21 protein-coding genes are annotated in these 24084 nt (G+C 45.0%); 17 read left to right on the top strand and 4 right to left on the bottom strand.

The annotated features are described in order from the left end of the window. Positions 1 to 59: 59 nt before the first annotated feature. A complete protein-coding gene (locus tag ACKI61_RS14600; RefSeq protein WP_349291490.1) occupies positions 60 to 329 on the bottom strand; it encodes a CopG family antitoxin in 270 nt (89 codons plus the stop codon). A 283-nt stretch (positions 330 to 612) separates the two neighbouring features. Between ACKI61_RS14600 and ACKI61_RS14605 the strand changes: the two genes are divergently transcribed. The 3 genes from ACKI61_RS14605 to prfB all read left to right on the top strand — a co-directional run bounded on the left by ACKI61_RS14605 (position 613) and on the right by prfB (position 3261). Next, on the top strand, positions 613 to 990 hold the full coding sequence (locus tag ACKI61_RS14605) for a hypothetical protein (RefSeq protein ID WP_407458390.1): 378 nt from the start codon (positions 613 to 615) through the stop codon (positions 988 to 990). Between the two features lie 156 nt (positions 991 to 1146). Next, positions 1147 to 2154 carry a peptidylprolyl isomerase gene (locus tag ACKI61_RS14610; protein WP_407458391.1) on the top strand — a complete coding sequence of 336 codons (1008 nt, stop codon included), beginning with the start codon at positions 1147 to 1149 and terminating at the stop codon, positions 2152 to 2154. Next, positions 2154 to 3261, top strand: a protein-coding gene (prfB, locus tag ACKI61_RS14615; RefSeq protein ID WP_407458392.1) for a peptide chain release factor 2 whose coding sequence is annotated in 2 segments (ribosomal slippage) — positions 2154 to 2225 and positions 2227 to 3261 — 1107 coding nt in all. Because the reading frame shifts where the segments join, the coding sequence is not laid out codon by codon here. The genes ACKI61_RS14610 and prfB overlap by 1 nt, the downstream gene beginning before the upstream one ends. Positions 3262 to 3317: 56 nt before the next feature. On the opposite strand, the gene ACKI61_RS14620 is transcribed toward prfB, so the two are convergent. Beyond that, the gene (locus tag ACKI61_RS14620; RefSeq protein WP_407458393.1) at positions 3318 to 3488 is read right to left on the bottom strand and encodes a hypothetical protein; all 171 of its coding nucleotides are present in this window, start codon (positions 3486 to 3488) and stop codon (positions 3318 to 3320) included. A gap of 126 nt (positions 3489 to 3614) precedes the next feature. Further along, complete coding sequence (locus ACKI61_RS14625) at positions 3615 to 5279, bottom strand: diphosphate--fructose-6-phosphate 1-phosphotransferase (RefSeq protein ID WP_407458394.1); 1665 nt, start codon at positions 5277 to 5279, stop codon at positions 3615 to 3617. Between the two features lie 186 nt (positions 5280 to 5465). Between ACKI61_RS14625 and ACKI61_RS14630 the strand changes: the two genes are divergently transcribed. The 4 genes from ACKI61_RS14630 to ACKI61_RS14645 all read left to right on the top strand — a co-directional run bounded on the left by ACKI61_RS14630 (position 5466) and on the right by ACKI61_RS14645 (position 11369). After that, positions 5466 to 7415: a polysaccharide biosynthesis protein gene (locus ACKI61_RS14630; RefSeq protein ID WP_407458395.1), complete on the top strand. Its 1950-nt coding sequence runs from the start codon at positions 5466 to 5468 to the stop codon at positions 7413 to 7415. Between the two features lie 26 nt (positions 7416 to 7441). Continuing rightward, positions 7442 to 9373 (top strand): OmpA family protein, encoded by a 1932-nt coding sequence (locus ACKI61_RS14635; RefSeq protein ID WP_407458396.1) that lies wholly within the window; start codon positions 7442 to 7444, stop codon positions 9371 to 9373. Positions 9374 to 9400: 27 nt separating this feature from the next. Next, positions 9401 to 10582: a DegT/DnrJ/EryC1/StrS family aminotransferase gene (locus tag ACKI61_RS14640; RefSeq protein WP_407458397.1), complete on the top strand. Its 1182-nt coding sequence runs from the start codon at positions 9401 to 9403 to the stop codon at positions 10580 to 10582. 115 nt (positions 10583 to 10697) lie between these two features. Beyond that, entirely contained in the window at positions 10698 to 11369 is a 672-nt protein-coding gene (locus ACKI61_RS14645) for a sugar transferase (protein WP_407458398.1), read from the top strand. A gap of 52 nt (positions 11370 to 11421) precedes the next feature. Here the strand turns inward: ACKI61_RS14645 and ACKI61_RS14650 are convergent, their stop codons facing one another. Beyond that, a complete protein-coding gene (locus ACKI61_RS14650) occupies positions 11422 to 12249 on the bottom strand; it encodes an Rpn family recombination-promoting nuclease/putative transposase (protein ID WP_407458399.1) in 828 nt (275 codons plus the stop codon). A gap of 134 nt (positions 12250 to 12383) precedes the next feature. Here ACKI61_RS14650 and ACKI61_RS14655 point away from each other — a divergent pair, with 134 nt between their 5' ends. The 10 genes from ACKI61_RS14655 to ACKI61_RS14700 all read left to right on the top strand — a co-directional run bounded on the left by ACKI61_RS14655 (position 12384) and on the right by ACKI61_RS14700 (position 24068). Beyond that, positions 12384 to 12980 carry a GNAT family N-acetyltransferase gene (locus tag ACKI61_RS14655; RefSeq protein WP_407458400.1) on the top strand — a complete coding sequence of 199 codons (597 nt, stop codon included), beginning with the start codon at positions 12384 to 12386 and terminating at the stop codon, positions 12978 to 12980. Positions 12981 to 12990: 10 nt separating this feature from the next. Continuing rightward, positions 12991 to 14172 (top strand): glycosyltransferase family 4 protein, encoded by a 1182-nt coding sequence (locus ACKI61_RS14660; protein ID WP_407458401.1) that lies wholly within the window; start codon positions 12991 to 12993, stop codon positions 14170 to 14172. Positions 14173 to 14211: 39 nt separating this feature from the next. After that, on the top strand, positions 14212 to 15015 hold the full coding sequence (locus ACKI61_RS14665) for a glycosyltransferase (RefSeq protein WP_407458402.1): 804 nt from the start codon (positions 14212 to 14214) through the stop codon (positions 15013 to 15015). A gap of 86 nt (positions 15016 to 15101) precedes the next feature. Further along, entirely contained in the window at positions 15102 to 16244 is a 1143-nt protein-coding gene (locus ACKI61_RS14670) for a hypothetical protein (RefSeq protein ID WP_407458403.1), read from the top strand. Positions 16245 to 16262: 18 nt separating this feature from the next. Next, entirely contained in the window at positions 16263 to 17219 is a 957-nt protein-coding gene (locus tag ACKI61_RS14675) for a glycosyltransferase family 2 protein (RefSeq protein ID WP_407458404.1), read from the top strand. Between the two features lie 4 nt (positions 17220 to 17223). After that, positions 17224 to 18177, top strand: a complete 954-nt coding sequence (locus ACKI61_RS14680) for a glycosyltransferase family 2 protein (RefSeq protein ID WP_407458405.1) — start codon at positions 17224 to 17226, stop codon at positions 18175 to 18177. Next, the gene (locus tag ACKI61_RS14685; protein WP_407458406.1) at positions 18177 to 19187 is read left to right on the top strand and encodes a polysaccharide pyruvyl transferase family protein; all 1011 of its coding nucleotides are present in this window, start codon (positions 18177 to 18179) and stop codon (positions 19185 to 19187) included. Before ACKI61_RS14680 ends, ACKI61_RS14685 begins: the two co-directional genes overlap by 1 nt. Next, entirely contained in the window at positions 19188 to 20705 is a 1518-nt protein-coding gene (locus ACKI61_RS14690; protein ID WP_407458407.1) for an oligosaccharide flippase family protein, read from the top strand. Next, entirely contained in the window at positions 20706 to 21875 is a 1170-nt protein-coding gene (locus tag ACKI61_RS14695; RefSeq protein ID WP_407458408.1) for a Coenzyme F420 hydrogenase/dehydrogenase, beta subunit C-terminal domain, read from the top strand. 63 nt (positions 21876 to 21938) lie between these two features. Further along, complete coding sequence (locus tag ACKI61_RS14700) at positions 21939 to 24068, top strand: polysaccharide biosynthesis tyrosine autokinase (RefSeq protein ID WP_407458409.1); 2130 nt, start codon at positions 21939 to 21941, stop codon at positions 24066 to 24068. Positions 24069 to 24084 lie beyond the last annotated feature (16 nt).

The following is a 24084-nucleotide window of genomic DNA, read 5'->3' on the forward strand; positions in this document are numbered from 1 at the left end:
ACGGACGTCGTAGCAGTCATTCCAAAAAATGCGGTCAAAATTGACCGCATTTAAAATTATTAAGCCACTTGTTTTTTACGAGTGGGCTTCGAAACAAATTTAGGTTCCATTTTATCAGCCTTTGCTTGTTCAAGGAACATATTGATTAATGTCTGGTATGGAATGTTTGTTTTTTCCGCCAGTTCCTTGAAATAAGCGAGAACCGATTCACTGATGTTTATACAAATTGTCTTCTTCAATTTTTTTGCATACGGGTTTTTGACTGCATTGCTGAAATCGTAGTTCTTCTTCATGGCATCTTCTTTGTTTTCGTCCCATTCGAAAATCATATATGTGGTATATATAATATATATACAAGCGAATTCCTTGTCAATAGCAAATATTTCCTTTTGAACAATATTGAGTTGTTTAAGGACTTTTTTTTATTTTTCCAATTGATTCGTGTGTATATAGCGGTTTTAACGGATGAACCTCCGTTGGGCGAATAGAAACTGTCCCTATCCTTATATATACACGCAGAATTGGGGCTTTTGTGGGCATTTCCCGGCGTAAAAAGATATTTGCTTTGTTATCTTTGTTATATTTCGCAAAAAAATTCGACGAGTTCAAAGTATGAATGTTTGGAATAAGCTTGTTGCATTGCAGGTTGCTTTAAATCTGCTTATTCTTGTTAGTTGTAGCAAGGATGGTTCTTCTACAGAGGGCATGCAATGTTTTAAGGAACGTTATATAAATTATCAAGTTTATGAAACTTATAATGCAGATGATAAGATAGAAGATGCCTTGTCTGTACGTACCTTTAATAATATGCCTTTTTCTGCTGAGAATATAAATGCTTCGAGTCCGTATATTGCAGATGAATGGTTGATTAGAAAAATTGAAGAAGGGGATAACCCTTTTTACAATCATTGTGAATATTTCGATCTCTACTACAGATGCATATCGGTTGATGATACGTTTTATGTAGAAAAGTGTGTGGATAGGCTTTAAATAAGAACGGGCGGCCGGAAGGTCGCCTCATTTTATTTCCAATGCATCTCTTTTTTTAGTTTTTAAACCTTTGGCGTGCGTGAATTCTTTCCCCATAAGACTTAAAACTGTCATTTTTTCTATATTTACTCCGGAAAATTTTAAAAAGGAATAAAAATGCGTTCTTTTAAATTTGTTTCTCGCGGTATTCTGACGGTCGCTCTGGCCGCTGGTATCGCTTCTGCTCAGTTGTTGAACTCCAAGAGCCTGGACGTGATCCGCGTCGAAAAGACGGGCATTTCTGCTGGCAAGATTGATAGCCTTGCCAAGATGCTCGGCGAACAGCAGCTCCGTGGCAAGAAGATTGACGACAAGACCATGACCCAGCTGCGTTATGCCGTGATCGACAACCTGGTTGGCCAGGAACTCATCAAGCTCGAAGCCAAGAAAATGGGCATCAAGGTCTCCAAGGGCAAGGTCGACAGCCTGACCGCACTCTTCAAGTCCCAGTTCCCGAGCGAAGACGCCTTCCAGAAGGAACTCAAGAAGTCCAATACCACCATGGCCCAGTTCCGTGAAAAGATCGAGGACCAGCTGAAGAGCGAAGCCATTCTCGAACAGAAGGTTCCTTACCCGAAGGACCCGACCGAAAAGCAGAAGGAAGCTTTCTGGGAACTCAACAAGGGTAAGGCCCAGATCAACGATTCCATCAGCGGTGCCCGCATCGTGATCAACACCAAGGGCAAGTCCAAGCAGGAAATCGAAGACGCCAAGGTGATGCTTCAGGGCCTTGCCGCCCAGGTGCGCTCCAAGAAGGCGACCTTTGCCCAGCTCGCTGCCTTGTACAGCGACGACCAGACCGCCAAGAAGACGGGTGGCGTCATGACGAAGTTCGTGGCCAAAACCAAGGGTGATGCCTTCGTGAAGGCCGTGAACAAGATCAAGGTGGGCGAGATTACCGAACCTTACACCGATAAGGACGGCATCGCCATCTTCATGCTGACCGAAAAGAACGACGGCAAGTACGAAAGCTACAAGCACCAGATCGACTACATTCTGCGTGTGCAGGCCGAACAGGACCGCCAGGCCCAGCTCAAGGCTTACCTCGACGGCCTCGGAAAGGTCTACAAGGTGCAGTATCTCGATCCGAAGTACACTCCTCCTCAGGCAATCGGCGGCAAGTAATGGCTTTTCAGACGACTCACACCGGGCTGATCGACTTGCGTGCGCGCATCGACAAGCTCTGGGGGTATCTTTGACTTAGAAGCCAAGACCGAAGAACTTTACGTTTTGGAAAAGGACTCCGCCGACCCAAACCTGTGGAATGACCAGGACAAGGCGCAGTCCATGATGAAAAAGATCGGTAATCTGCGCGCCCTGTTGGACTCGTGGAAAGAAGTCTCGCAGAGTTGCGATGACCTCGCCGAACTTTATGAAATGAGCAAGGCGGAAGAATCCGCCGACCTGACGGCATCGATCGATTCCGACATCGCTGAACTCAAATCGAAAATCGAGGCGATGGAATTCAAGAAGATGCTGAACGGCCCCGATGACGCTTGCAGTTGCTTGCTGTCAATTCATCCGGGCGCAGGTGGCACCGAGTCGCAGGACTGGGCGCTGATGCTCTTCCGCATGTACACGCATTTCTTTGAACGCGAAAACATGGACTTCAAGGTGGTGGACTTCCAGGAAGCGGAAGACGCGGGCCTCAAGAGTGCGACCATCGAAGTCACTTGCGAAAACGCTTATGGGCTCCTCCGTTCCGAAATCGGCGTGCACCGCCTGGTGCGCATCAGTCCGTTCGATGCGAACGCCCGCCGTCACACGAGCTTTACCGCCGTGTACTTGTACCCCGAACACGAAGACATCGAATTCGATTTGGATATGGCCGATGTGCGTGTGGATACTTACCGCAGTAGCGGTGCCGGTGGCCAGTACATCAACAAGACGGACTCCGCCGTGCGTATGACGCACTTGCCCACGGGCATTATGGCGAGCTGCCAGACCGAACGCAGCCAGATCCAGAACCGCGAAACCTGCTACAAGATGCTCAAGACCATGGTCGCCGAGCACTACCGCCTGGAAGAAGAAGCCAAGCGCGATGCCCGCATGGCCGAAAAGAAAAAGGTCGAATGGGGTAGCCAGATCCGTAGCTACGTGCTGCAGCCTTACCAGCTGGTCAAGGACTTGCGCACCGGTGTGGAAACTTCGGATACCGCGGGCGTTCTCGACGGCAAAATCAAGCCGTTCATCAACGCGTATCTCTTGAGTACAAGCGAAGGGCAGAAGTAGTTTGCAGTTGGCTGTAGAAAGTTAGAAGTGGCGGGCAAAAGTCCGCCATTTTTCTTTTACCTCAAGTTGTACTTTTCCTTGATTGCGATGCGTTCCTCTTCGGAAAGGCTCTTCAAGTAAGAGCGCCAACCGGGGCAGAAGTTGATGTGGAACCGCCAAAAACGCCCGATGAGGGACTTGGGGTTCTTGTCGTATTGGGCACGGATTTTACAATTTGCACAGGCCATAGTGTAGCTCCTTTTTTATAAACATAAAAAAATCCCTCGCGAAAATGCGAGGGATCTTGTAAAAGGTGATCCCGGCTCAAGGCCGGGATGACATTCTTGTCAAGGCCGGGATGACAATGCGGATAATTACTTAACCTTCAATGCGCCGCGTTCCAGCTTGATCGTGAAGTTCGTGACATCGCAGACTTCGCTGGGACCCCAGTACTGGATCGGACCCGGATAGGTGTAGGATTCAGTCTTGGCCCAAACTTCGCGGTTCTTGGCGAAGAACTTGAACGGAGCACCGTCGAGTTCCACGAGAGCCTTCTGGATAACCGGCTTGTCGGCACCGTGACGACGTTCGATGTTCATCATCATGGTGATAGGAATGCCACCGGCAGTCCACTTTTCGATGCCCTTCGTAAGGTCACGCACAGAGCTCATGTAGCCGTTCATCTTGTTGAAGGCGAGCACAGAAGCGGTGTAACCGAGGCTGTAGCAGTAGTCGGCGTCGAAGTTCGACGGAGCGGCGCAGCGGCCTTCGTAACCGAAGAAGTGGTTGAGGGCGGAGAACTTGCCCTTGAAGGACTTCCGGCTCTTGAGTTCCTTCTTGACCATTTCGATGACGAGCTTTTCGGTTTCGATGAGGGAAACCTGCACGTTGCCGTGGCTGTCGCGGTCGAGCATCAGCTGGCCCTGAGTGGTGGAGGGGAGGCTCTTGAGAACTTCGGCAGAAGCCTTGGAAATCCAGTTGCAGAGCTTTTCAACCTTAGCGGCGGTGTCGAGGCCTTCGACTTCCTTTTCGTGGTGAGCGAGGGCTTCAGAGAGTTCGGAGATGAGCACGCCAACATCCGGGATGAATTCGAGGAGGCCTTCCGGAATCAGGCAGACGCCGAAGTTCTTGCCGTCAGCGGCACGGGCAGCGACGATGTCTGCAACGTACTTGATGACCTGCTTGAGCTTCATCTTCTTGGCCTTGACTTCTTCAGAAATCAAGCAGATGTTCGGGTGGGTCTGGAGAGCGGCTTCAAGAGCAATGTGAGAAGCGCTGCGGCCCATGAGCTTGATGAAGTGCCAGTACTTCTGAGCGGAGTTGGCATCGCGCATGATGTTGCCGATGAGTTCGGAGTAGGTCTTGACGGCAGTGTCGAAACCGAAGGAGGTTTCGATGTATTCGTTCTTGAGGTCGCCGTCGATGGTTTTGGGGCAGCCGCAAACCACGCAGCTTGCGCCGTTGGCCTGGAAGTATTCACCGAGAACGGCAGCGTTGGTGTTGGAGTCGTCACCACCGATGATCACGATAGCGTCGAGCTTCTGGGCCTTGGCAACGGCCATGCACTTCTTGAACTGTTCTTCAGTTTCGAGCTTGGTACGGCCGGACTGGATGATGTCGAATCCACCGGTGTTGCGGTAGGAGTCCATGATCTTTTCGTTGATCACGATGAACTTGCCGTTTTCGAGGCCGGACGGACCGCCGAGGAAGCCGAGGAGCTTGGAATTCTTGCTGATGCTCTTGATACCGTCGAAGATACCTGCAATCACGTTGTGTCCACCAGGAGCCTGGCCACCGGAGAGCACCACGCCCACGTTCAAAGCCTTACCGGCAGCTGCCTTGGTAGCCTTCTTCATGGAAATGTACGGTGCACCGTAGGTGTTCGGGAACAGAGCCTTGATCTTGGCCTGGTCGCGCACGGATTCGGTTGCCTTACCCTTGTTGAGGGAGACCTTGAGAGCGCCGTCACGGAGAGCGGCGGGGAGTTTCGGCTGGTAGGCCTTGCGGGCCTTGCCGAGGACGGACAGATTGTCAGCCATTGTTTTTTCCTTTTGAATTGCCCAAAGTATCGGGCCGGGTTAAAAATACGGTTCAAATATAGTAAATTAGACACTTTTTCGCCGAAAATGGCCGCAAATGCACGCAAAAGTAGCCAAAATAAGAGAAAAGAAACTGCCGCTTTGTAAAAAAAATGTTATATTGGGAAAAGTGGTTGGTATGGTTGTATGGAAAAAATTCGGAGCTTATTCACAAATTTTAGGCTTCGCAAGCGTCTGCTTGCGCTTTCGGATGCCTTCATCGTTGTTGTCGCGGGACTGCTGGCAAACTTCCCGATACCGGCGTATGCGACGCGCATAGGTCGCCCCGACCTGTTCGCCTTTTTGTCTACATGTGTAGTCTGCTGCTTTGCGAGCCTTCTGTTCTTTGGGGCCTACAACAGGCTTTGGCGCTACTTTGACCGCAAAGACTATCTGGGCTGCATCAAGGGCGTGGTCGTGGGCTATGTCTTGGCAGATATCCTGTACTATATTTTTACCCATACCGTGTATTGCCGCTTTTCGGCGCTGACCTGCGCCTTGACCGTTGGCGGTATATGTGCCTTTAGATACCTGATCAAGGACGCCTTCGTGGTTCTTGTCGATACGGGCCGCAAAGATGCCGCGTTCAAGCGCACCATGATCATCGGGGCGGGCCGTGCAAGCAAGCTGCTCCTGACCGAAATCGCGAACCGCGGGCTGGGTTCCGACAAAGAGGGCGAAGAGTCCCCGTCGCGCACCAAGATTCTGCCCGTCTGCGTGATAGACGATGACCACAGCAAGATTGGCCGCATGTTCTGCGGTGTCCTGGTGGCGGGTGGCACCAGCGAAATCGAAAAGATTGCAAAGGCCGAGGCCGTGGAGCAGATCATATTTGCCATTCCGAGCTGCCCGCCCAAGGACCGTAGCGTCATTCTGAACATCTGCAACAAGACGGGACTCCCCGTGAAGGTTCTGCCGTTCATCGGTTCTGCCCTGGGCGATTCCCTTTACGCCGAGCAGGGGGTGAGCTATGCGAGCATCATTCGCGACATCAAGGTCGAAGACCTTCTGGGGCGAGAACCTGTCACGTTCGACAACAAGGACATCCGCGGGTTCATCGAAGGGAAGGTTTGCCTGGTGACAGGTGGCGGCGGCTCTATTGGCTCGGAACTGGTGCGCCAGATTGCAAAGTACGACCCCAAGCAGCTGATCATAGTCGACATCTACGAAAACAATGCCTACGAAATCCAGCAAGAAATGGTGATGGAATACGGCAATTCGCTGAACCTGGTGACGCTCATCGCAAGCGTGCGCGACTACCAGCGCATGAACGCTATCTTCAAAAAATACAAGCCCGACGTGGTGTTCCATGCGGCGGCCCATAAGCATGTGCCCCTGATGGAAGGCAGTCCCATGGAGGCTATCAAGAACAATGTGGCGGGCACCTTCAATGTCGCGTTCCTTTCGCTGTTCAACAAGGTGAAAAAGTTCGTGATGATCTCTACCGACAAGGCGGTGAACCCGACGAACGTGATGGGCGCCTCCAAGCGCTGCTGCGAAATGATTGTGCAGTATCTGGCGCAACAGAAGGCGAGCACCACAGAATTTGTCTGTACCCGCTTTGGGAACGTGCTCGGCAGCAACGGGAGCGTTATTCCTTTGTTCAAAAAGCAGATTGAGCAGGGCAAGCCCGTGACGGTGACGCATCCCGACATTATCCGCTACTTTATGACCATCCCCGAAGCGGTGAGCCTGGTGATGGAAGCGGCAAGCATCGCGAAGGGTGGCGAAATCTTTGTTCTCGATATGGGTCAGCCGGTGAAGATTGTGACCTTGGCCGAAAACCTGATCCGTATGTACGGAAAGGTGCCCTATACCGATGTCGAAATTAAGTTTACCGGACTTCGGCCCGGCGAGAAAATTCGCGAAGAGCTCCTGATGAACGAAGAAGGGCTCGAAAAGACCCGCAATAAGCTGATTTTCATTGGAAAGCAGCTCGAAATCGACAGCGACCGCTTTATCAAGCAGCTCTGGAAGCTTAAAACGAGTGCCCAGAAGAATGACGAAGCCTTGGCTGTGCAGGCCCTGCACGAAATTGTACCCACTTTCACTACGCCTGAACAATACAACGGAGCCAATATTTCTAAATTTGGCTAGGTTTTTTTAGGTGGAATATTATGAAAATGCGTTTTTTTTCTGTTCTAGTACTGGGGCTTGCGATAGCATCTTTTGCCCAGACGGGTTTGATGGGTGGTAGCGACGGTATCCACCAGATAAATACCAAAACGCTGGGAACCTGGCGCTTTGTGGGCGGTACAGGCGGTAACGTCACCGTGGACCCGTGGGCCCTTTCCCGTGGCGGCATTTTTTACGACGACGGCGAACGCCAAAAGCTCCAGCATCTAAAACTCTCGGCGACGGGTAACTTCTTCCTGGCGGTCGGCCTTTCCGAATACGTTAATACCGGTGTGGCCTTTAATATTAACTATGACAGGTCCTACGCAGACGGATACCTAGACGCCACGAGCAATATCAAGCCCGGCGATCTGGATGTCTGGGTTAAGGCCCGCGCGCCGTTCATCAGCGATTCCAGCGTGTTTAGTCTGGCGGCCCAACTCGACCTCTATATGCCGATCGGTTCCAAAAAAATTGGTATCCGACCCCGCCATGCCTGGTATATTCGCGGCAGGGGAGAGACGCAGCCCTATACCGCCAACGAAGTCGTTGTCGGTGCGACGGCGATTATGACCTTGGATTTCTCGAAGCACAATGTTCCCCTGCGTTGGAATACCAATGTGGGTTTCATGTATGCCAATCTCGGTTCGAACACCTTGGTGTATGGAACGGGTCTCGACTGGGACGTGTTCTCCTGGGCGACCCCGTTTGTTGAATTTAGCGGTGAATTCCGTGTCGAGGACAATGGAATGCCCATTGACTTTTGGGAAGACCCCATGTTGCTTACCCCGGGCCTTCGCCTGCACTTGCCCTACAACATAGACCTTGCCGGTGGCCTAGACCTTTCGACCCGCATGATGCGCGTCGGCTATAACCGCGAAAAGGAATTCGAGGACGTAGACGACTTTACCGTGGGCTACACCGACGAAAAGGGATATCACAAGAAGTATGGCTATACCCCTACGGTCACCTATGCGTTTACCGGACTTTTGACATGGACCTTCGGTGGTGCCGAGAAGGCGCCGGAAAGGGTTTGCCCGGCAGGTCTCCCGCCTGCACCGGATACGCTGGTGAAGGTGGATACGCTGTTCAGGGTAGATACGGTTGTGGTGTCCGATACGGTCAAGGACGCCGATGCCGATGGCGTCATCGATTCGCTCGACATGTGCCCGGGCACCCAGGCGGGTGTAGAAGTGGATTCCGTGGGTTGCGCTAGGGACTTCGACCGTGACGGCGTGGTCGATTTGATGGACAAGTGCCCGAATACGCCAGCCGATGTTGCGGTTGGCCGCGATGGTTGCCCGCTCGACTTTGACGGCGATGGCGTTCCGGATTATCAGGACATGTGCCCCAACACTCGCCCGGGAACCGGTGTGGACACGCTCGGCTGCGACATGGACGAAGACAAGGATGGCGTGTCCGACAACCGCGACCAGTGCCCGCTGACTCCGGCAGGTGCCCCGGTCGATACCACGGGCTGCCCCATGGACAGCGACAAGGACTCTGTGCCGGATTACCAGGACAAGTGCCCCAATTCGCTCCGTGGCGTTAAGGTGGACAAGGTCGGCTGCCCGGTCAACAAGAAGGAAGACCTGGACAAGCTCAAGAAGGGGATCAACTTCAAGAGCGGTTCTACGATTCTGACCAAGGCGAGCTACAAGACGCTCAACGACATTGTCTACCTGATGCAGAAGTTTGCCGATGTAAGCCTTGAAATTCAGGGCCATACCGACAACGTGGGCAAGGACGAATACAACGAGAATCTTTCGCAGGGACGAGCCCAGTCCGTGGTGGACTACATGATCAAGAAGGGTATTACGGTTGACAGGCTCCGCGCCGTGGGACACGGTCCGCACAAGCCGATTGCCGACAACAAGACCAAGAAGGGTCGTGCCAAGAACCGCCGCGTAGAACTGGTTCCGTTCTATCAGGACGAATAACGCGTAGTTTTATATAACGGGGTGTTTATGCGCTTTGAACAGAAAGTTTGGCTTTCGAGCCCCACGATGCACGGTGACGAAATCAAGTATGTCACCGAGGCGTACGAGACGAACTGGATGAGTACCGTTGGTGCAAACATCAACGAACTGGAACGCCTGGTTGCCGAGAAGGTCGGCGTGAAGTACGCTGTGGCACTTTCTGCGGGAACAGCTGCGCTGCACTTGTGTACGCGCCTTGCGGGCGTGACTTTGTATGGAATGCCCCAGGTGGGTAAGGGCGTGCTGCAGGGGCGAAAGGTCTTTTGCAGCGACATGACCTTTGCCGCGACGCTCAACTCGGTCGCTTACGAGAACGGCGAGGCCGTGTTTATCGACAGCGAGCGCGATACCTGGAACATGGACCCGGTCGCCCTCGAGAAGGCCTTTGAAAAATACCCCGATGTGCGCCTTGTGGTGCTTGTTCATTTGTATGGAACGCCCGCCAAGGTGGATGAAATCCGCGGCATTTGCAAAAAACACGGCGCCCTCCTGGTCGAAGATGCCGCCGAAAGTTTTGGCGCAAGCTACAAGGGCGTGCAGACCGGGAGCTTTGGCGAATTTAACGCCATCAGCTTTAACGGGAACAAGATTATTACCGGCAGTAGCGGCGGCATGTACCTTACCGACAAGAAGGAAGATGCCGATAGGGTACGCAAGTGGAGCACGCAAAGCCGTGAACCCGCACCGTGGTACCAGCACGAAGAAATTGGCTACAACTACCGCATGAGCAACGTGATTGCGGGCGTGGTGCGCGGGCAGCTGCCATACCTTGAAGAACACATTGCCCAGAAACGGGCCATTTACGAACGCTACAAGGAAGGCTTCAAGGGACTCCCGGTGCAGATGAACCCCTACGATGCAGTGAATTCTGTACCGAACTTCTGGCTCAGCTGCATGATTATCGATGAATGTGCGGTGGGCGATGGGCGTGCCCAAAGTACGCCCGCAAAGATTCTGGAACGCCTTGCCGACATGAACGCCGAGGGCCGCCCCATTTGGAAGCCCATGCACATGCAACCCATGTACAGGAACCACGCCTTCGTAACCGCCGCCGGAACGGACGTAGGTGCCGATATTTTCGCCCGCGGGCTCTGCCTGCCTAGCGATAACAAGATGACCCCCGACCAGCAGGATGTTATCATCGCGGCTATTCGTGATTGCTTTACATGATTTATCAAGCTCAAAATACGTCATTGCGAAAGGGAACATAGTACGTCATTGCGAGCGAAGCGAAGCAATCTCTAGAGAACTTTATTATATTAATTTTCTGATGTATTCCCACGGTTTGAAAAGAATTTTAGACTTTTTTTGTGCTCTAGCGGCAATCTGCTGCCTGAGCCCTTTGCTCGTGTTCTTGACGGTGGTGGGCGCCTACAAAATGAAGGGGAATCCGTTCTTTACGCAGCCTCGCCCCGGTAAAGACGAAAAAATCTTTAGGCTCGTCAAGTTCCGCACCATGACCAACGAGAAGGACGCAAACGGCAAGCTGCTCCCCGACGACGTGCGCCTTACCGCGTATGGCAAGTTCCTGCGCAGCACAAGCCTCGACGAACTCCCCGAACTCTTCAACATTTTAAAGGGCGACATGGCAGTGATCGGTCCGCGCCCGCAGCTCGTGCGCGATATGGTCTTTATGACCCCCGAACAGCGCAAACGCCACACCGTACGGCAGGGCCTGAGTGGACTTGCACAGATTAACGGCCGCAACGCCGTCACCTGGGAAACCAAGATTGCCTACGACCTTGAATACATCAAGAAAATAACCTTCATGGGCGACGTGAAGATAATACTTACCACGCTGAACAAGGCGTTTATCAAGCGTTCTGACATTACCGAAGAAAACTGCGATACCGCCACCGACCTCGGCGACTACCTGCTGGCAAGCGGCCGCATCACCCGCGAGGAATACGACCGCGGGCAAGAAGAAGCGAAAAGGCTTATAGCGGAGGCTGGGTAAAATGTATAGGCGTATGGCGAAAAAATGTCCCTTGAATATGGGAATGGTCGGTTTACAGAGCCTTGATCTCGTCGGTGGTAAAGCCTGTCTGCGCGGAGATTATTTCCAAAGGAACCTTGGCGTCGCGGAACCCCTTTGCCATGGCCTTTTTCTCTTTCAGGGCTTTGGCCGCTTCTTCAGCTATTCCTTCAGCTCTTCCCTCGGCCCTTCCTTCTTCCTTGCTTTCATGAAGGTCAAATTCGTAAGTCATGTACTTGTTCCTTATGAGAGTGTCGGCTTTGTAATAGGACACCTGGTCGTTGATGGTTTCGGTTTCGCGGGAATCCGCATCTTTGGTCGCGAAATACTTCATGTATGCTTTCACGACAGGATCGTCAAATTCCTCATACTTCCTAAATATATAAAAGTTTTTAAATGTAAGGTCGTTCAAAGTGATGTTTGCGTCTTCCCTCGCCCTGTTTTCGAAGTGGTAAACGGGAAATCCATGGCCGAAAATATCCATGGGGCAAAGGAATATGATATACTGTTCCCTGAGACTTGTGTAAAAATCTCCCTTGGAAAGCGCCACACCATCGCAAATGCTTTGGTAGTAGCGCGCTCGTTGCGGAAGTTCCTTGGTGTCGACCATTTGCATCTCGAGATCGAAGGAACGGACGGTTTCTCCGTGTTCATTCGTCTCCCGTGCATAAACATCGTAACGGACTCCCTTGTGTTCGGCGTCGTAGCTCAAAACTGCCTCAGGGTTAGGGCTTTCCAGGTGCTCGATTTTGATACCGAGCAAGTGCTCTATGAAAGGCTGCGCGATGTGCTTGTTGCTAAAGACAAGCCCGAACATAATCGGATCCGTAATGTCGAGGTCGTCGAAAGATTTGATGTTCATAAATTTGTTCCTATAATCAGTTTGACGAACAAATCTACAAACGAAAATTGGCAAGTTTGCAAACAGTTGTTTGCAAAAAATCGTAAAAAGTTTTTAGCGGGAACGCCCTGTATGAACTATAGGGAGGCGGCGTAATGCTTTATAAAATAGCACACATTCTTCGCGATCGCTTCGGGTTCCTATGGAACTTGGTTGAGTGGATGAACGCCTTGGTGTTCGCATTGACCCATAAGTCCGCATTGAAAAAGATTCCCGCCGTTTTGCAGGAATGCTCAGAAACGTATACGTTGCGGCTAGCTGAATCTGCGGATGCCCCTGCGCTGGCGAAGTTCTTTGCGGAACAGCCGCAAGAATCGTTTGAATTCTTTAAGCCGCACGCCTTTGATGAAAAATCGTTGTTGAAAATAATCCGTAATAAGGCCTTTCTGACCTTCCTGGTGCTTGATAAAGATGCGATAGTAGGCTACTTCTTCTTGCGTTGTTTTGTGAATGGAAAGAGTTTTAGAGGGAAAATAGTGGATTATCGCTATCGTGGCAAGGGTATCGCCAAACTAGAGGGCGAGGCAATGACAAGGGTTTCGACAACGCTTGGAATACGCATGTTCGGCACGATATCGCCGGATAATTATGCCTCGCTCGCGTCTTCAAAGGCTGTTAATGAAGTGGTGATTGTAAAGACACTGGATAACGGTTACTATTATATTGAATATTTGCCGAAATCGCCAAACTGAGAATTTTTTGATGAAAGATGTTGTTATTATAGCGAATTTTGTAGCGGGTCTTCAAGGGCGCGATAATAACAGGTTTTCGTATTTAGCGACGCTTCTTTCTAAGAAATGTAAAGTTGAACTTGTTGCGTCAAATTTTAATCATGGTGAAAAGAAAAAAAGAGAATCGATTGCTGATTACCCTTTTAAAGTATCTCTTCTTGACGAACCGGGCTATTCAAAGAATATTTGTCTTAAACGCTTCTGGAGCCACTATGTTTGGGGCAGGAATGTTATTTCTTACTTAAAGAAGAGAAAAAAGCCTGATGTCATTTATTGTGCTGTGCCGTCTCTAACAGCTCCTGCACTAGTGTCTGATTATTGTAAAAAAGAAAATATTCGTTTCATTATTGATGTCCAAGATTTGTGGCCGGAAGCCTTTATGATGGTTCTCAATGTGCCGGTTGTGAGCAAAATTCTTTTTTTCCCTTTTACCTATTTGGCTAATAAGATATATAAGAATGCAGACGAAATAGTGGCAGTGTCTAAAACTTATGTTTCCAGAGCCCTTGAAGTAAACAAGACTATTAAGGAAGCACATACAGTTTTTCTTGGTACGAATTTGGATGTTTTTGACGATTTTTCAGCGAAGAATAAAAAGGAATTTGATTCTTCTGAAATAAAACTGGTTTATTGTGGAACTTTGGGAAGTAGTTATGATTTGACCAGCGTGTTTGATTCGATGAGAATTCTTGAGAACATGGGTATATCTAATATTCGGTTTGTTGTTATGGGAGATGGCCCGAGAAAAAAGGAGTTTATGAATTCTGCTCAGGGGCTAAAAGTTGAATTTTTAGGTAGACTCCCTTATGATCAGATGTGCGGAATTTTATGCTCATGTGATATCTCTGTTAACCCAATTAGATCAAAGGCTGCGCAAAGCATAATTAACAAGCATGCAGACTATGCGGCAGCTGGTATTCCTGTAATTAATACTCAGGAATGTGTTGAATATCGAGAAATGATAAAAACATATAATATGGGCTTTAATTGCGAGAATGAAAATGCCGGTGATATGGCAGAAAAGATTAAAATACTAGTGGAAAATGACGAATTAAGAAGAAATATGGGTTCCAATTCTCGTTTGTGTGCTGAAAAACTGTTTGATAGAAAACAAACTTATTGTGAATTAGTTAATCTTATTCTTGCCGAGTGATGTTGTATGAGTCTTTCGTTTGAAATTTTGTGCGTTACAATGCATCAGAAGGATTTATCGTTATTGAAGACGATGAATGTCCATTCTAATTTGATTTTGGCAAATCAAACAGATCAAAATGCATATTTGGAAGAATCTGTTGAAGATTTCTCCGTAAAGATGATTTCTACAACAACGAGAGGAGTTGGTTTAAATAGGAATATTGCTTTGTCTCGGGCGACAAAAGATATTTTATTGTTTGCTGATGATGATACTATTTTTGAAGATGACCTGGAAGAAAATGTTGTAGCTGCATTTGAGAAAAATCCAATGGCTGATGTGATTCTTTTTGGAATGAGGTATAACAAAGAGGGGAAGGAAGTCAAAAGGGTTGTCAACAAGAATGAGCGAATTCCTTTTTACAAGTCCTTCAAATATGGGGCAGTAAATTTGGCGATTAGAAGGAATGTTTTACTTAGAGAGAATCTTTCTTTTTCGCAGTTGTTTGGTGGTGGGTGTATTTACTCTCATGGCGAAGATTCTAATTTTATAATTAATTGCTTTAATAGAAAACTTCGTGTGTACACGAATTCATATGTTATTGGGTGTACGGATTCAAGTCAATCATCGTGGTTTCGCGGTTTTTCTGAAAAATATTTTTATGATGCTGGAGCTCTAGCGAGAAGTATGTTTGGCTTGTTTTCTTATCCATATATGTTTTATATGGCTTTGCGTACAAAAAAGAGAAGTGATTTGTCTTTTGCAAAAAAAATGAAGATGCTTTATGCAGGATATTCGCATTTTGGTCAGTTGATTTCGTTTGATGAATTTGCACAGATGAATAATCGAATTGATGAAAAATAATTATGCTTTTTAAGATGCCTGCATACATCTATCTATTTTTATGGGCTTTAATGGCTTTCTTCCCGTATATTTATTTTTCAACAAAGATGTATACGGCTCTTCTGTGTGTGTTTTCTGTTACGTCTGTTGTATGCTCACTGTATGCTATTTTGAATTATAAACTGCCTGTTTTTGTCAAATTTTTATTTGTTTTTGTATTTATCCTCGCAATTTATGGCGGTTATGCTGCTATTCTGGGTGATGATTTGTATTGGCAAAGTTCTGCTGTTGTGGTGAAAAAATATGACTATATTTTATGGCTTTTAACATCATTATTGTCTCCGGTCCCTATTTATGTATTTACTTGTAAGGGGATGATTCAAGAAAAAGAAATGAAGTTATTCTTTTTTGTAATGCTTATTTCTTGTATTTATGCTTTTTATGTTTTTTCTCAAGAGAAAATGCTTGAAGTGGCTATGTTAGATCTTGAAGAAGATGAATTTACAGTGACATGTGTTTATTCTTTTTTGAGTATTTTGCCTTGTATTATGTTGTTTAGAAATAAATTATCTTTGCAATTCATAATAATATGTGTTGTACTAACTTTTTGTATTTTAGGCGTCAAACGTGGACCAGTGCTTTTATGCATATTGTGCACACTTTTTTTTGTGTGGAATACGCTTGGACAAGTGTCTGCAAAGAAGAAAATTATTATTTTGTTTGTTTTTCTAGGCATTGCATATGGTGTATATGAATTCATTTTATATCAAATAGAAACAAGTCGTTATTTTGCGTTAAGAGTGGAACAAACATTGGATGGAGACACGAGTGATCGAGATGTATATGGAATGAACATTCTTGATTATTTTGCTCATTCTACATCAACGATGGAGTTCTTAATTGGGATAGGTGCAAATCGGACACTTGTTGCAAATAATTCATTTGCTCATAATGACTGGTTGGGAATTCTATTAGAACAGGGAATAGTCGGTTTTCTTCTTTACTTATTATATTGGTGCGGCTTTATTACATCGTGGTTAAAATCAAAATGCACAAACGAATCTTTTATGGCACTAGGAATGTTGCTTATTATTGGTTTGGGTAAGTCATTGTTCTCAATGTATTATTTGCCTGTTACTGCAGAAATGATTATATCGTCTGGTTTTTTTGCAGTTGGCTTAGGGTATTTTTTGGCAAAGGCTTATCCGCAGGAAATAAGAGATGCTGGCTCTCTTGATGAAAACTGTTAGAATGGTTTGGGTGAAAATATGTTTGTAAGTGTTATTGTTCCGATATATAATGTTGAAGAATATTTGCCCAATTGTATTCGAAGCATTTTAAGTCAGACATATTCTGATTTTGAATTGATTTTAGTTGATGATGGATCTCTAGACTCTTCTTATTCAATTTGTGAATCCTATGCCAAAATTGATTCAAGAATTAAAGTTGTACATCAAAATAACGCTGGATTGTCTGCTGCAAGGAATACAGGAATAGAAAACGCAAAAGGGGAGTATCTTACTTTTATTGATAGTGATGATTTTGTTCAATCATGTTATTTGGAAGTTCTAGTCAAGGGGTGCAAAGAATATCAAGCGGATCTCTCTGTTTGTAGCTTCATTCGATGCTTATCTAATGATACCATTGATTCTGTAAGGATTCCACCTCGAATAGAAAATTTTGATGTATTTTCAGATGAAAGAATGAAAGTATTCCTAACAACGCAAAGGGTAAGAACATCTGCTTGGGCTAAATTATATCGTAAATCACTGTTTGATACTTTGCGCTTTCCTGTTGGAAAATATAATGAGGACGAATTTACTACTTATTTAGCAATTCATCTCGCTAATAAAGTGGTTATTTCTAATTATAAGGGATATGTATACAGGTATAATAAAAAAAGTATAATGAACGAGAGCTTTTCCCCAAAAAAAATGCATGGGGTTGAAGGCTGCCTCAAAAGAATGACTTTTATCGAAAAAGAATATCCGGAATTAAAAAAATATGCATATAGAGCGGTTATCTATGCCTGTAACCAAGTTGTTCTTAGTATGGGTCGTTCTAAAGTGACAGATACGCCCCTTTTAGAACAGATTCAATTAATATATCGGAAATATACTTGGTATTATATAACCACACGAAGTGCTGTTCTTGGCAAGTTTTTTTCTTTATTGTCTTTTATTAGTGTAAGGTTTGCTGTAAAAATTGTAGCTTGGTTGAGGTGATATTATGCCTGAAATTTCCGTCATTGTTGCAGTTTATTCCGCAGAAAAATATATAAGACATTGTCTTGATTGTATTCTTGCGCAACAATTTAAGGATTATGAAGTAATTTTAGTTGATGATGGTTCAACAGATCAATCCGGATTTATCTGTGATGAATATGCAAAGAAAGATTCGAGAATAAGAGTTGAACATAAAAAAAATGGTGGTGTGGCTTCGGCAAGAGAACATGGGCTAGAGTTGGCTACAGGAAAATATATTATTCATGTTGATCCGGATGATTGGGTTGAACCTGAAATGCTAGGGGAAATGTATGAATTTGCGGAAAAAGAAGCTGCAGATATGGTCATTTGTGATTTTATTAAGCATTATAAGAATTCAAGTACATATGTGAGTCAGAAACCTAATTCTTTGAATAACAAAGAAATTATTGACGAGTTTTTTGGCGAATTGGAAGGATATTGTTGGAATAAACTAATCCGTAGGGAATGCTTTTTGTCTTATAATATTCATTTTATTCCTGGTATGATTGTTTGGGAAGACTTGTATTTGTGCTTGAATCTGGTTATGAATCCGATTCAAATTGCATATCTGCCGAAAGCATTTTATCACTATAATCGCACGAACAATGAGAATAGTTTGGTAAATGCAGTTTCTAGACGGAAGCTAGGATCAATGCTTACATTTATTCAGTATTTTAATGAACAGAATAAAGATTTTGATAAATCATTATTAGAAAAGAAAAAAATAGAAGCAAAACGGTGTGCATTTTTAATTTCTGATATGAAAAAATCCGAATTTATAGGTGTTTTTTCTGAAATCAATCATTTGTTTGTAGAAGGGTTTGAAGGATATAGAAAAATTGATGAATTAATACGATTCGCATTAAAGAAATCTTGGCTTTTATCAAGACTATTTTTGAGATTATGGAAAATTAAATTTAAATATAGAGGCAAATAATGAGGATTGCAATTGTTACTTTACCTCTTTTAAATAACTATGGTGGGGTTCTCCAAAATTACGCATTACAGATTGTGCTGAAAAAAATGGGGTTCTGTGTTGAAACATTAGACTTTGAATGTAAGACAATTTCATGGTGGCGCTATTTGCGATCTTGGATCAAATCCTTTTTTTTCATTTTTATTCCTGGGAAAAAATGTTCCTTTGCGAGAATATTAAAAAAAGAAAAAAGATCTATTTTCTTTGAAGATTTTGTTTCAAATAATATAAAAAAGACTGCGAGCTTGAATCCTTTAAAAGTGCAATTCTTTTGCAAAGGAAAATATGACTGCTATGTTGTTGGGAGTGATCAAATTTGGCGTCCAAAGTATTCTCCAAGTGTAAAAGTATCTTTTTTAAGTTTTATAAAAAAAGAACATGTAAAGAGAATCGCTTACGCTGCATCATTTGGTGTTAATAATTGGGAATATACTCCATCACAAACTCGTATGAGTTCTTCATTGATTAAAAAGTTTGATGCAATCAGTGTTCGTGAAGAATCTGGCGTAAAGTTGTGCAAAGACTATCTTAATGTAAATGCATCCTTAGTTCTTGATCCAACATTATTGCTACAAAAGGAAGATTACTTAAAATTGTGTGAGAGTGTTTTGCCATCTACAAATCGTTATTTAATGGCATATGTTTTAAATCCTGATGATTCTATTCGGTCGACTTTTAAACAAATTGCAGCCGAAGAGAAATTAGATTTAAAGGTCTTTTTTGCCGATTCTCGTGCAGCACTTTCTATTCCAGAATGGTTAGCTATGTTTCGTGATGCTGCTTATGTAGTAACAGATTCTTTTCATGGAACAATTTTTTCAATTATCTTTGAAAAAAGATTTAGATGCGTATATAATAAAGTTCGCGGTACAGCCCGTTTTGAATCCCTGTTGAATTTGTATAATTCGGGTAAACTTGATGAAATGCGCCGATTCTCTCTGAATTGGCTGAAGAATGCCCTGGAATCGTAAATGCCCACGTCCCAGCTTAAAATAGGTGCTCTGCTATCTTATGTGGCGCTAGCCCTCCAGAATCTGGTCGGGCTTGTGTATACCCCGTTCATGCTGCGCATGATGGGTAAGTCCGAATATGGCTTATATTCTCTTGCCGCATCGATTGTCGCTTATTTAACGATTCTTGATTTAGGGTTCGGTAATGCGATAGTCCGTTATACGGCGAAGTTTAGAGCCGAGGGAAAACAGGAAGAACAGTATGAAATGTTCGGAATGTTCTTCTTGCTTTATTGTTGTATTGGTCTCCTAGCACTCCTTGCTGGAGGAGCCTTGTATTTGAATGTTGAATATTTCTTTGATTCTACAATGACACCAAATGAATTGTATCGAACGAAGATTATTCTGATTTTAATGGTTCTCAATTTGGCGATAACTTTCCCGTTTAGCCTCTTTGGTTCGATCATTACAGCATATGAGCAGTTTATTTTTCAGAAAGTTGTGTCAATAATCCGTATTATATTGAATACGGCGACAATGATCGTTTTGTTAAGTATCGGATACAAGGCGATTGCAATGGTTGTTGTGACTACAATCTTTAATATTTTGACTTTAGGGAGCAATTTCTGGTATTGTAAACGCTGCTTGAAAATCCAATTAAAATTCCGTAAATTTGAATGGGTCTTCTTAAAGGAAGTGTCTTTCTATTCCTTGTGGATATTCATGAATGTGATTATGGATCGAATTTACTGGAGTACGGGACAATTTGTGCTAGGAGCGTTTGCTGGGACCGCTGCTGTTGCTGTTTTTGCAGTTGCAATTCAGTTGCAGCATATGTATATGAGTTTTTCGACAGCAATAAGCGGTGTATTCTTGCCCAAGGTGACTGCCATGACGGTAAAAGAAACTGATGGTAAGGCTATTTCGGATTTGTTTATAAAGACAGGACGGGTACAATATTGCATAATGGTGTTGGTGCTAACAGGATTTCTCCTTTTTGGTCGTCAATTTATAAGACTTTGGGCAGGAGAAGGCTATGATGATGCCTATACCATCGCGATGATTTTCTTTGTCCCCTTGACCATTCCTTTGTGTCAGAATTTGGGAATCACAATTTTGCAAGCTCGCAACCAGATGAAATTCCGCAGCCTGCTATATTTGTTCATATCATTGGCGAGCCTTGGCGCACAAATTCCTCTTTCGAAGTATTATGGTGGAATTGGCTGTGCGATTGCCGTTGCCGGAGCCTTGACTTTAGGACAGATCATTATTATGAATGTGTATTACCAGGTCAGGCAAAGAATTAATATTGTCCGTTTTTGGCTTGAAATTCTCAAGATGTCGATAGTTCCTGCAATCCTGACCGTAGCGACTTATTACGTATTGCGACAATTCGCCCTTGATTCTATACAGAAGTTAAGTTTGGGCATTTTCATTTACCTGCTTGTATATTTGCCTCTTTTCTTCGCCTTTTCAATGAATGCCTATGAACGTGATTTAATCTTGCAACTGGTAAAAAGACTGCTGAAGAGGGCCTAGATGAATATTCCTGTAAAAAATTGCTCGTCCTGTGGAGCATGTGCCAATGTATGCGCGCATGGAGCCATTACTATGCAGTTGGACAAAGAAGGCTTCTACAGGCCGGTAGTTGATACATCAAAGTGCGTTAAATGCGGCCTGTGTGAAAAGGTTTGCCCCTGGGAAAATGAAGTATTTAACCCTAACGGGAGCTCCAAAGACCCGAAAACCCTTGCAGCCTACGCCTGGGACGAAGAAATTCGTCTGCAGTCTTCTAGTGGGGGCATCTTTACGGTCTTGGCTGAGAAAATATTGGATGACGGAGGTGTTGTTACAGGTGTTGCACAACTAAGTTCAACTCGCTTTGGTCATATTGCTATTGATAATAAGAAAGACCTTGCAAAATTGCGCGGTTCTAAGTATGTGATTGCGGATGTCGGGTGCATATACAGGAAGGTCCGAGGGTTGCTGAAAAATGGACGCAAAGTTCTCTTTTCAGGAACCCCTTGCCAAGTTGCAGGGTTGTATTCTGTATTGGGACAGAAAAAGTTTGACAATTTATGGACTATTGATGTTGTATGTCATGGAACGCCTAGTGTTAAAGTCTTTGAGAAATACATTCGCGAATTAGAATACAATACATCTGCATTTGTTTTATCTTCTAATTTTAGAGATAAACATGAAGGGTGGAGAAAATTTTCTTTGAAAACGCTGCTTAAATCTGATTCTGATAAGGAAATTGTTTATTCTAAAAATGTAAAAGAAGATTTTTTTCTGCAAATTTTCTTGCGAAACATTTGTCTGAATAAAAGTTGTGCAGATTGTCATTATGGAAAGCTTCCTCGTATAGCGGATATTACCTTGGGTGATTATTGGAATATTGCAGATATTCATCCCGACATGGACCATGACAAGGGTACATCAGTTGTTTTACTGAATACAAATCATGGTCATAAACTCATCGCAGGAGTCTTGAGACAAATAAAATTTTGCGAAACATCTTTAGAAAATGCAATTGCAGGAAATCCTTGCATAACTGGTTCTAGTTGGGAAAATTTTAGGCGTCAGGAATTTTTTGCTGATTTGGACCGGTTCTCAATGGGTAAATTGGTCGAAAAGTATTGTGCTCGTTTGCCATTATATCTGATCGTACTGCTGAAAATACGTAATTCTTTTTTTAAATTTTTTTGATAGGTCTCCCTTGAGAGTGTAAACTTTCTTACTGACGTATTTTTATTGTATATTTATATGAAAATGGGTATAAAGATGACAGAAGGTTTAAAAAACGTTCAATCGACGGATAATTCGTTATCAGTAATAGATTTTTCTCGACTGCTATGGAAGAAAAAGTTCGTAATAGCGTTCTTTATTCTTATCATGTCCTTGCTTGGGGCTACTTACGCCATGTGGGTTCGACCTCAGTTTACTAGTGATGCTCTTTTACAGGTGAATACAAAGGGACACAGTAGTAAGTCAACCAAGGCATTGGGAGAAATGGGGGCTGTTTTGGATTTGGCTAGTCCGGCTGATGCTGAAATCGAACTTATTAAGAGCCGGATGGTGCTCAGTTATGTTGTTGAAGCGGAACATTTATATTTGTGGACGATACCGGTGGGGTCATGGGATAGATTGTTGCATAGAGAAGGTCGATTGGATTTAGATTCTCTTGAAATTCCCAAGAAAAGACGTTCACAAAAGTGGTTGGCAATTGCTAAAAGTAGCGATACATATTCTGTTATTTCTCCAGATGGGAAAACTGTTCTTGATGGCAAGGTTGGTGATATTGCTTTTACTGAATTTGCCGGAGATACACTAGCGATACGTGTGAAATATATGGATGCTCGAGTTGGTCAAAAATTTATTCTTATACAAGGTTCTCCGTTAAAAGCTGAACGTGCTTTGGCGGCTGGATTGTATGTCAGGGAAAGAGGAAAGCAAACGGGTATTATTGCTATACGCTACAGTCATCGTTATCCAGATCGTGCTGCATCTATTTTGAATACGATTGCAAAGACATATTTGCGCCAAAATGTGGAAATGCGCAGCGCTGAAGCAGAAAAGACATTGGAATTCCTCGAAGCGCAGTTGCCTGGAGTCAAGGCTAAGTTGGACAGTGCCGAGAAGGTTCTTGCGGATTATCGCTATAAGATAGGTTCTGTTGATATGACGGGAGAAACTAAGGCTCATTTGGACAAGGAAGGGCAACTGCAGCGCCAAATTATGCAATTGGAACAGGAACGCCAGGCTGCGATGCGTCTTTTCAAGGTGGAACACCCGAATGTACAGACGATTGTTAAGCAACAGAGCAAGTTGCGTGCAGAATTGGCACAGCTCAAGAAGAATGCGGAAAAAATGCCGCTCACCCAGCAAGAAGTTAAACGGCTTCAAGAAGAAGTTGCGGTAAATAACGAAGTCTACACGAATATGCTCAACAATATACAGCAGTTGCGTGTGGTGCGTGCTGGCGAGGTTGGCAATGTGCGTATTGTTGATTATGCTCAAGTTGAACAAAGCCAAAGTAAGCCAAATAAATCGCGTATTTTACTAGCCTCTATCTTGGTAGGGTTGATATTGGGAATATTATTTGTTGTCTTGGAGCTTTTGCTCAAAAACGGCGTTCGCAGTGCTTCTGAAATTGAACGCGAGACTGGCTTGAGCGTGTTTGCCAAAATTCCGCAGTCTTCGAGCAAGTTCTTGCGCAAGCGTAAGTCGGTGCACCATCATACGCCGTTTGTGCTGGAGAATACGGAGGATAAGGTTAGCGAGGCGTTCAGGTCTCTGCAGACAGCTTTGTCTTTCTTGATGCCGAATCCGGAACATAGCGTTGTGCTTGTAATGGGGCTAATCCCTGGTGTAGGCAAGAGCTTTGTGTCGATGAACCTTGCCGCAGTGGTTGCCGCAAGTGGTAAGAAGGTGCTGTTGATTGATGCTGACATGCGTCGTGGTGTGATTCACGGACGATCAAAATTTGGACTTGCCGATGTGCTGGCGGGGATTGCGACTCTTGATACAGCTATTTCGCAAAAGTATGATGATAATTTATTTGTAATGAACGCGGGCAAGACAAAGCTTGCCGCTTGCGAACTCCTCCGCAGCGACGCCATGGATAGGCTCCTCAAGGAGGCTCGCGAAAAGTTTGACATGGTAATCGTGGATACGCCGCCGCTTAACCTAGTGACCGATGCCGAACTCATTTGCCCGTTGGTGGACTTTTCGCTTTTTGTGCTCCATTATGGCCGCCACAGCATGGAAGAAATCAAGGAAACCGTCGAGCGCGTCAAGCGCTATTCCGACAAGCCTGCAGCCATCGTGATGAACCACTGCGAACACGAGCCGGGCCGCTATGGTTACGGTTATTATGGCAAGGGCTACTACGGTAAGTAATATTTTTGCAAACAGT

The organism is Fibrobacter sp. (genome assembly GCF_045601785.1).
Taxonomy (GTDB): domain Bacteria; phylum Fibrobacterota; class Fibrobacteria; order Fibrobacterales; family Fibrobacteraceae; genus Fibrobacter.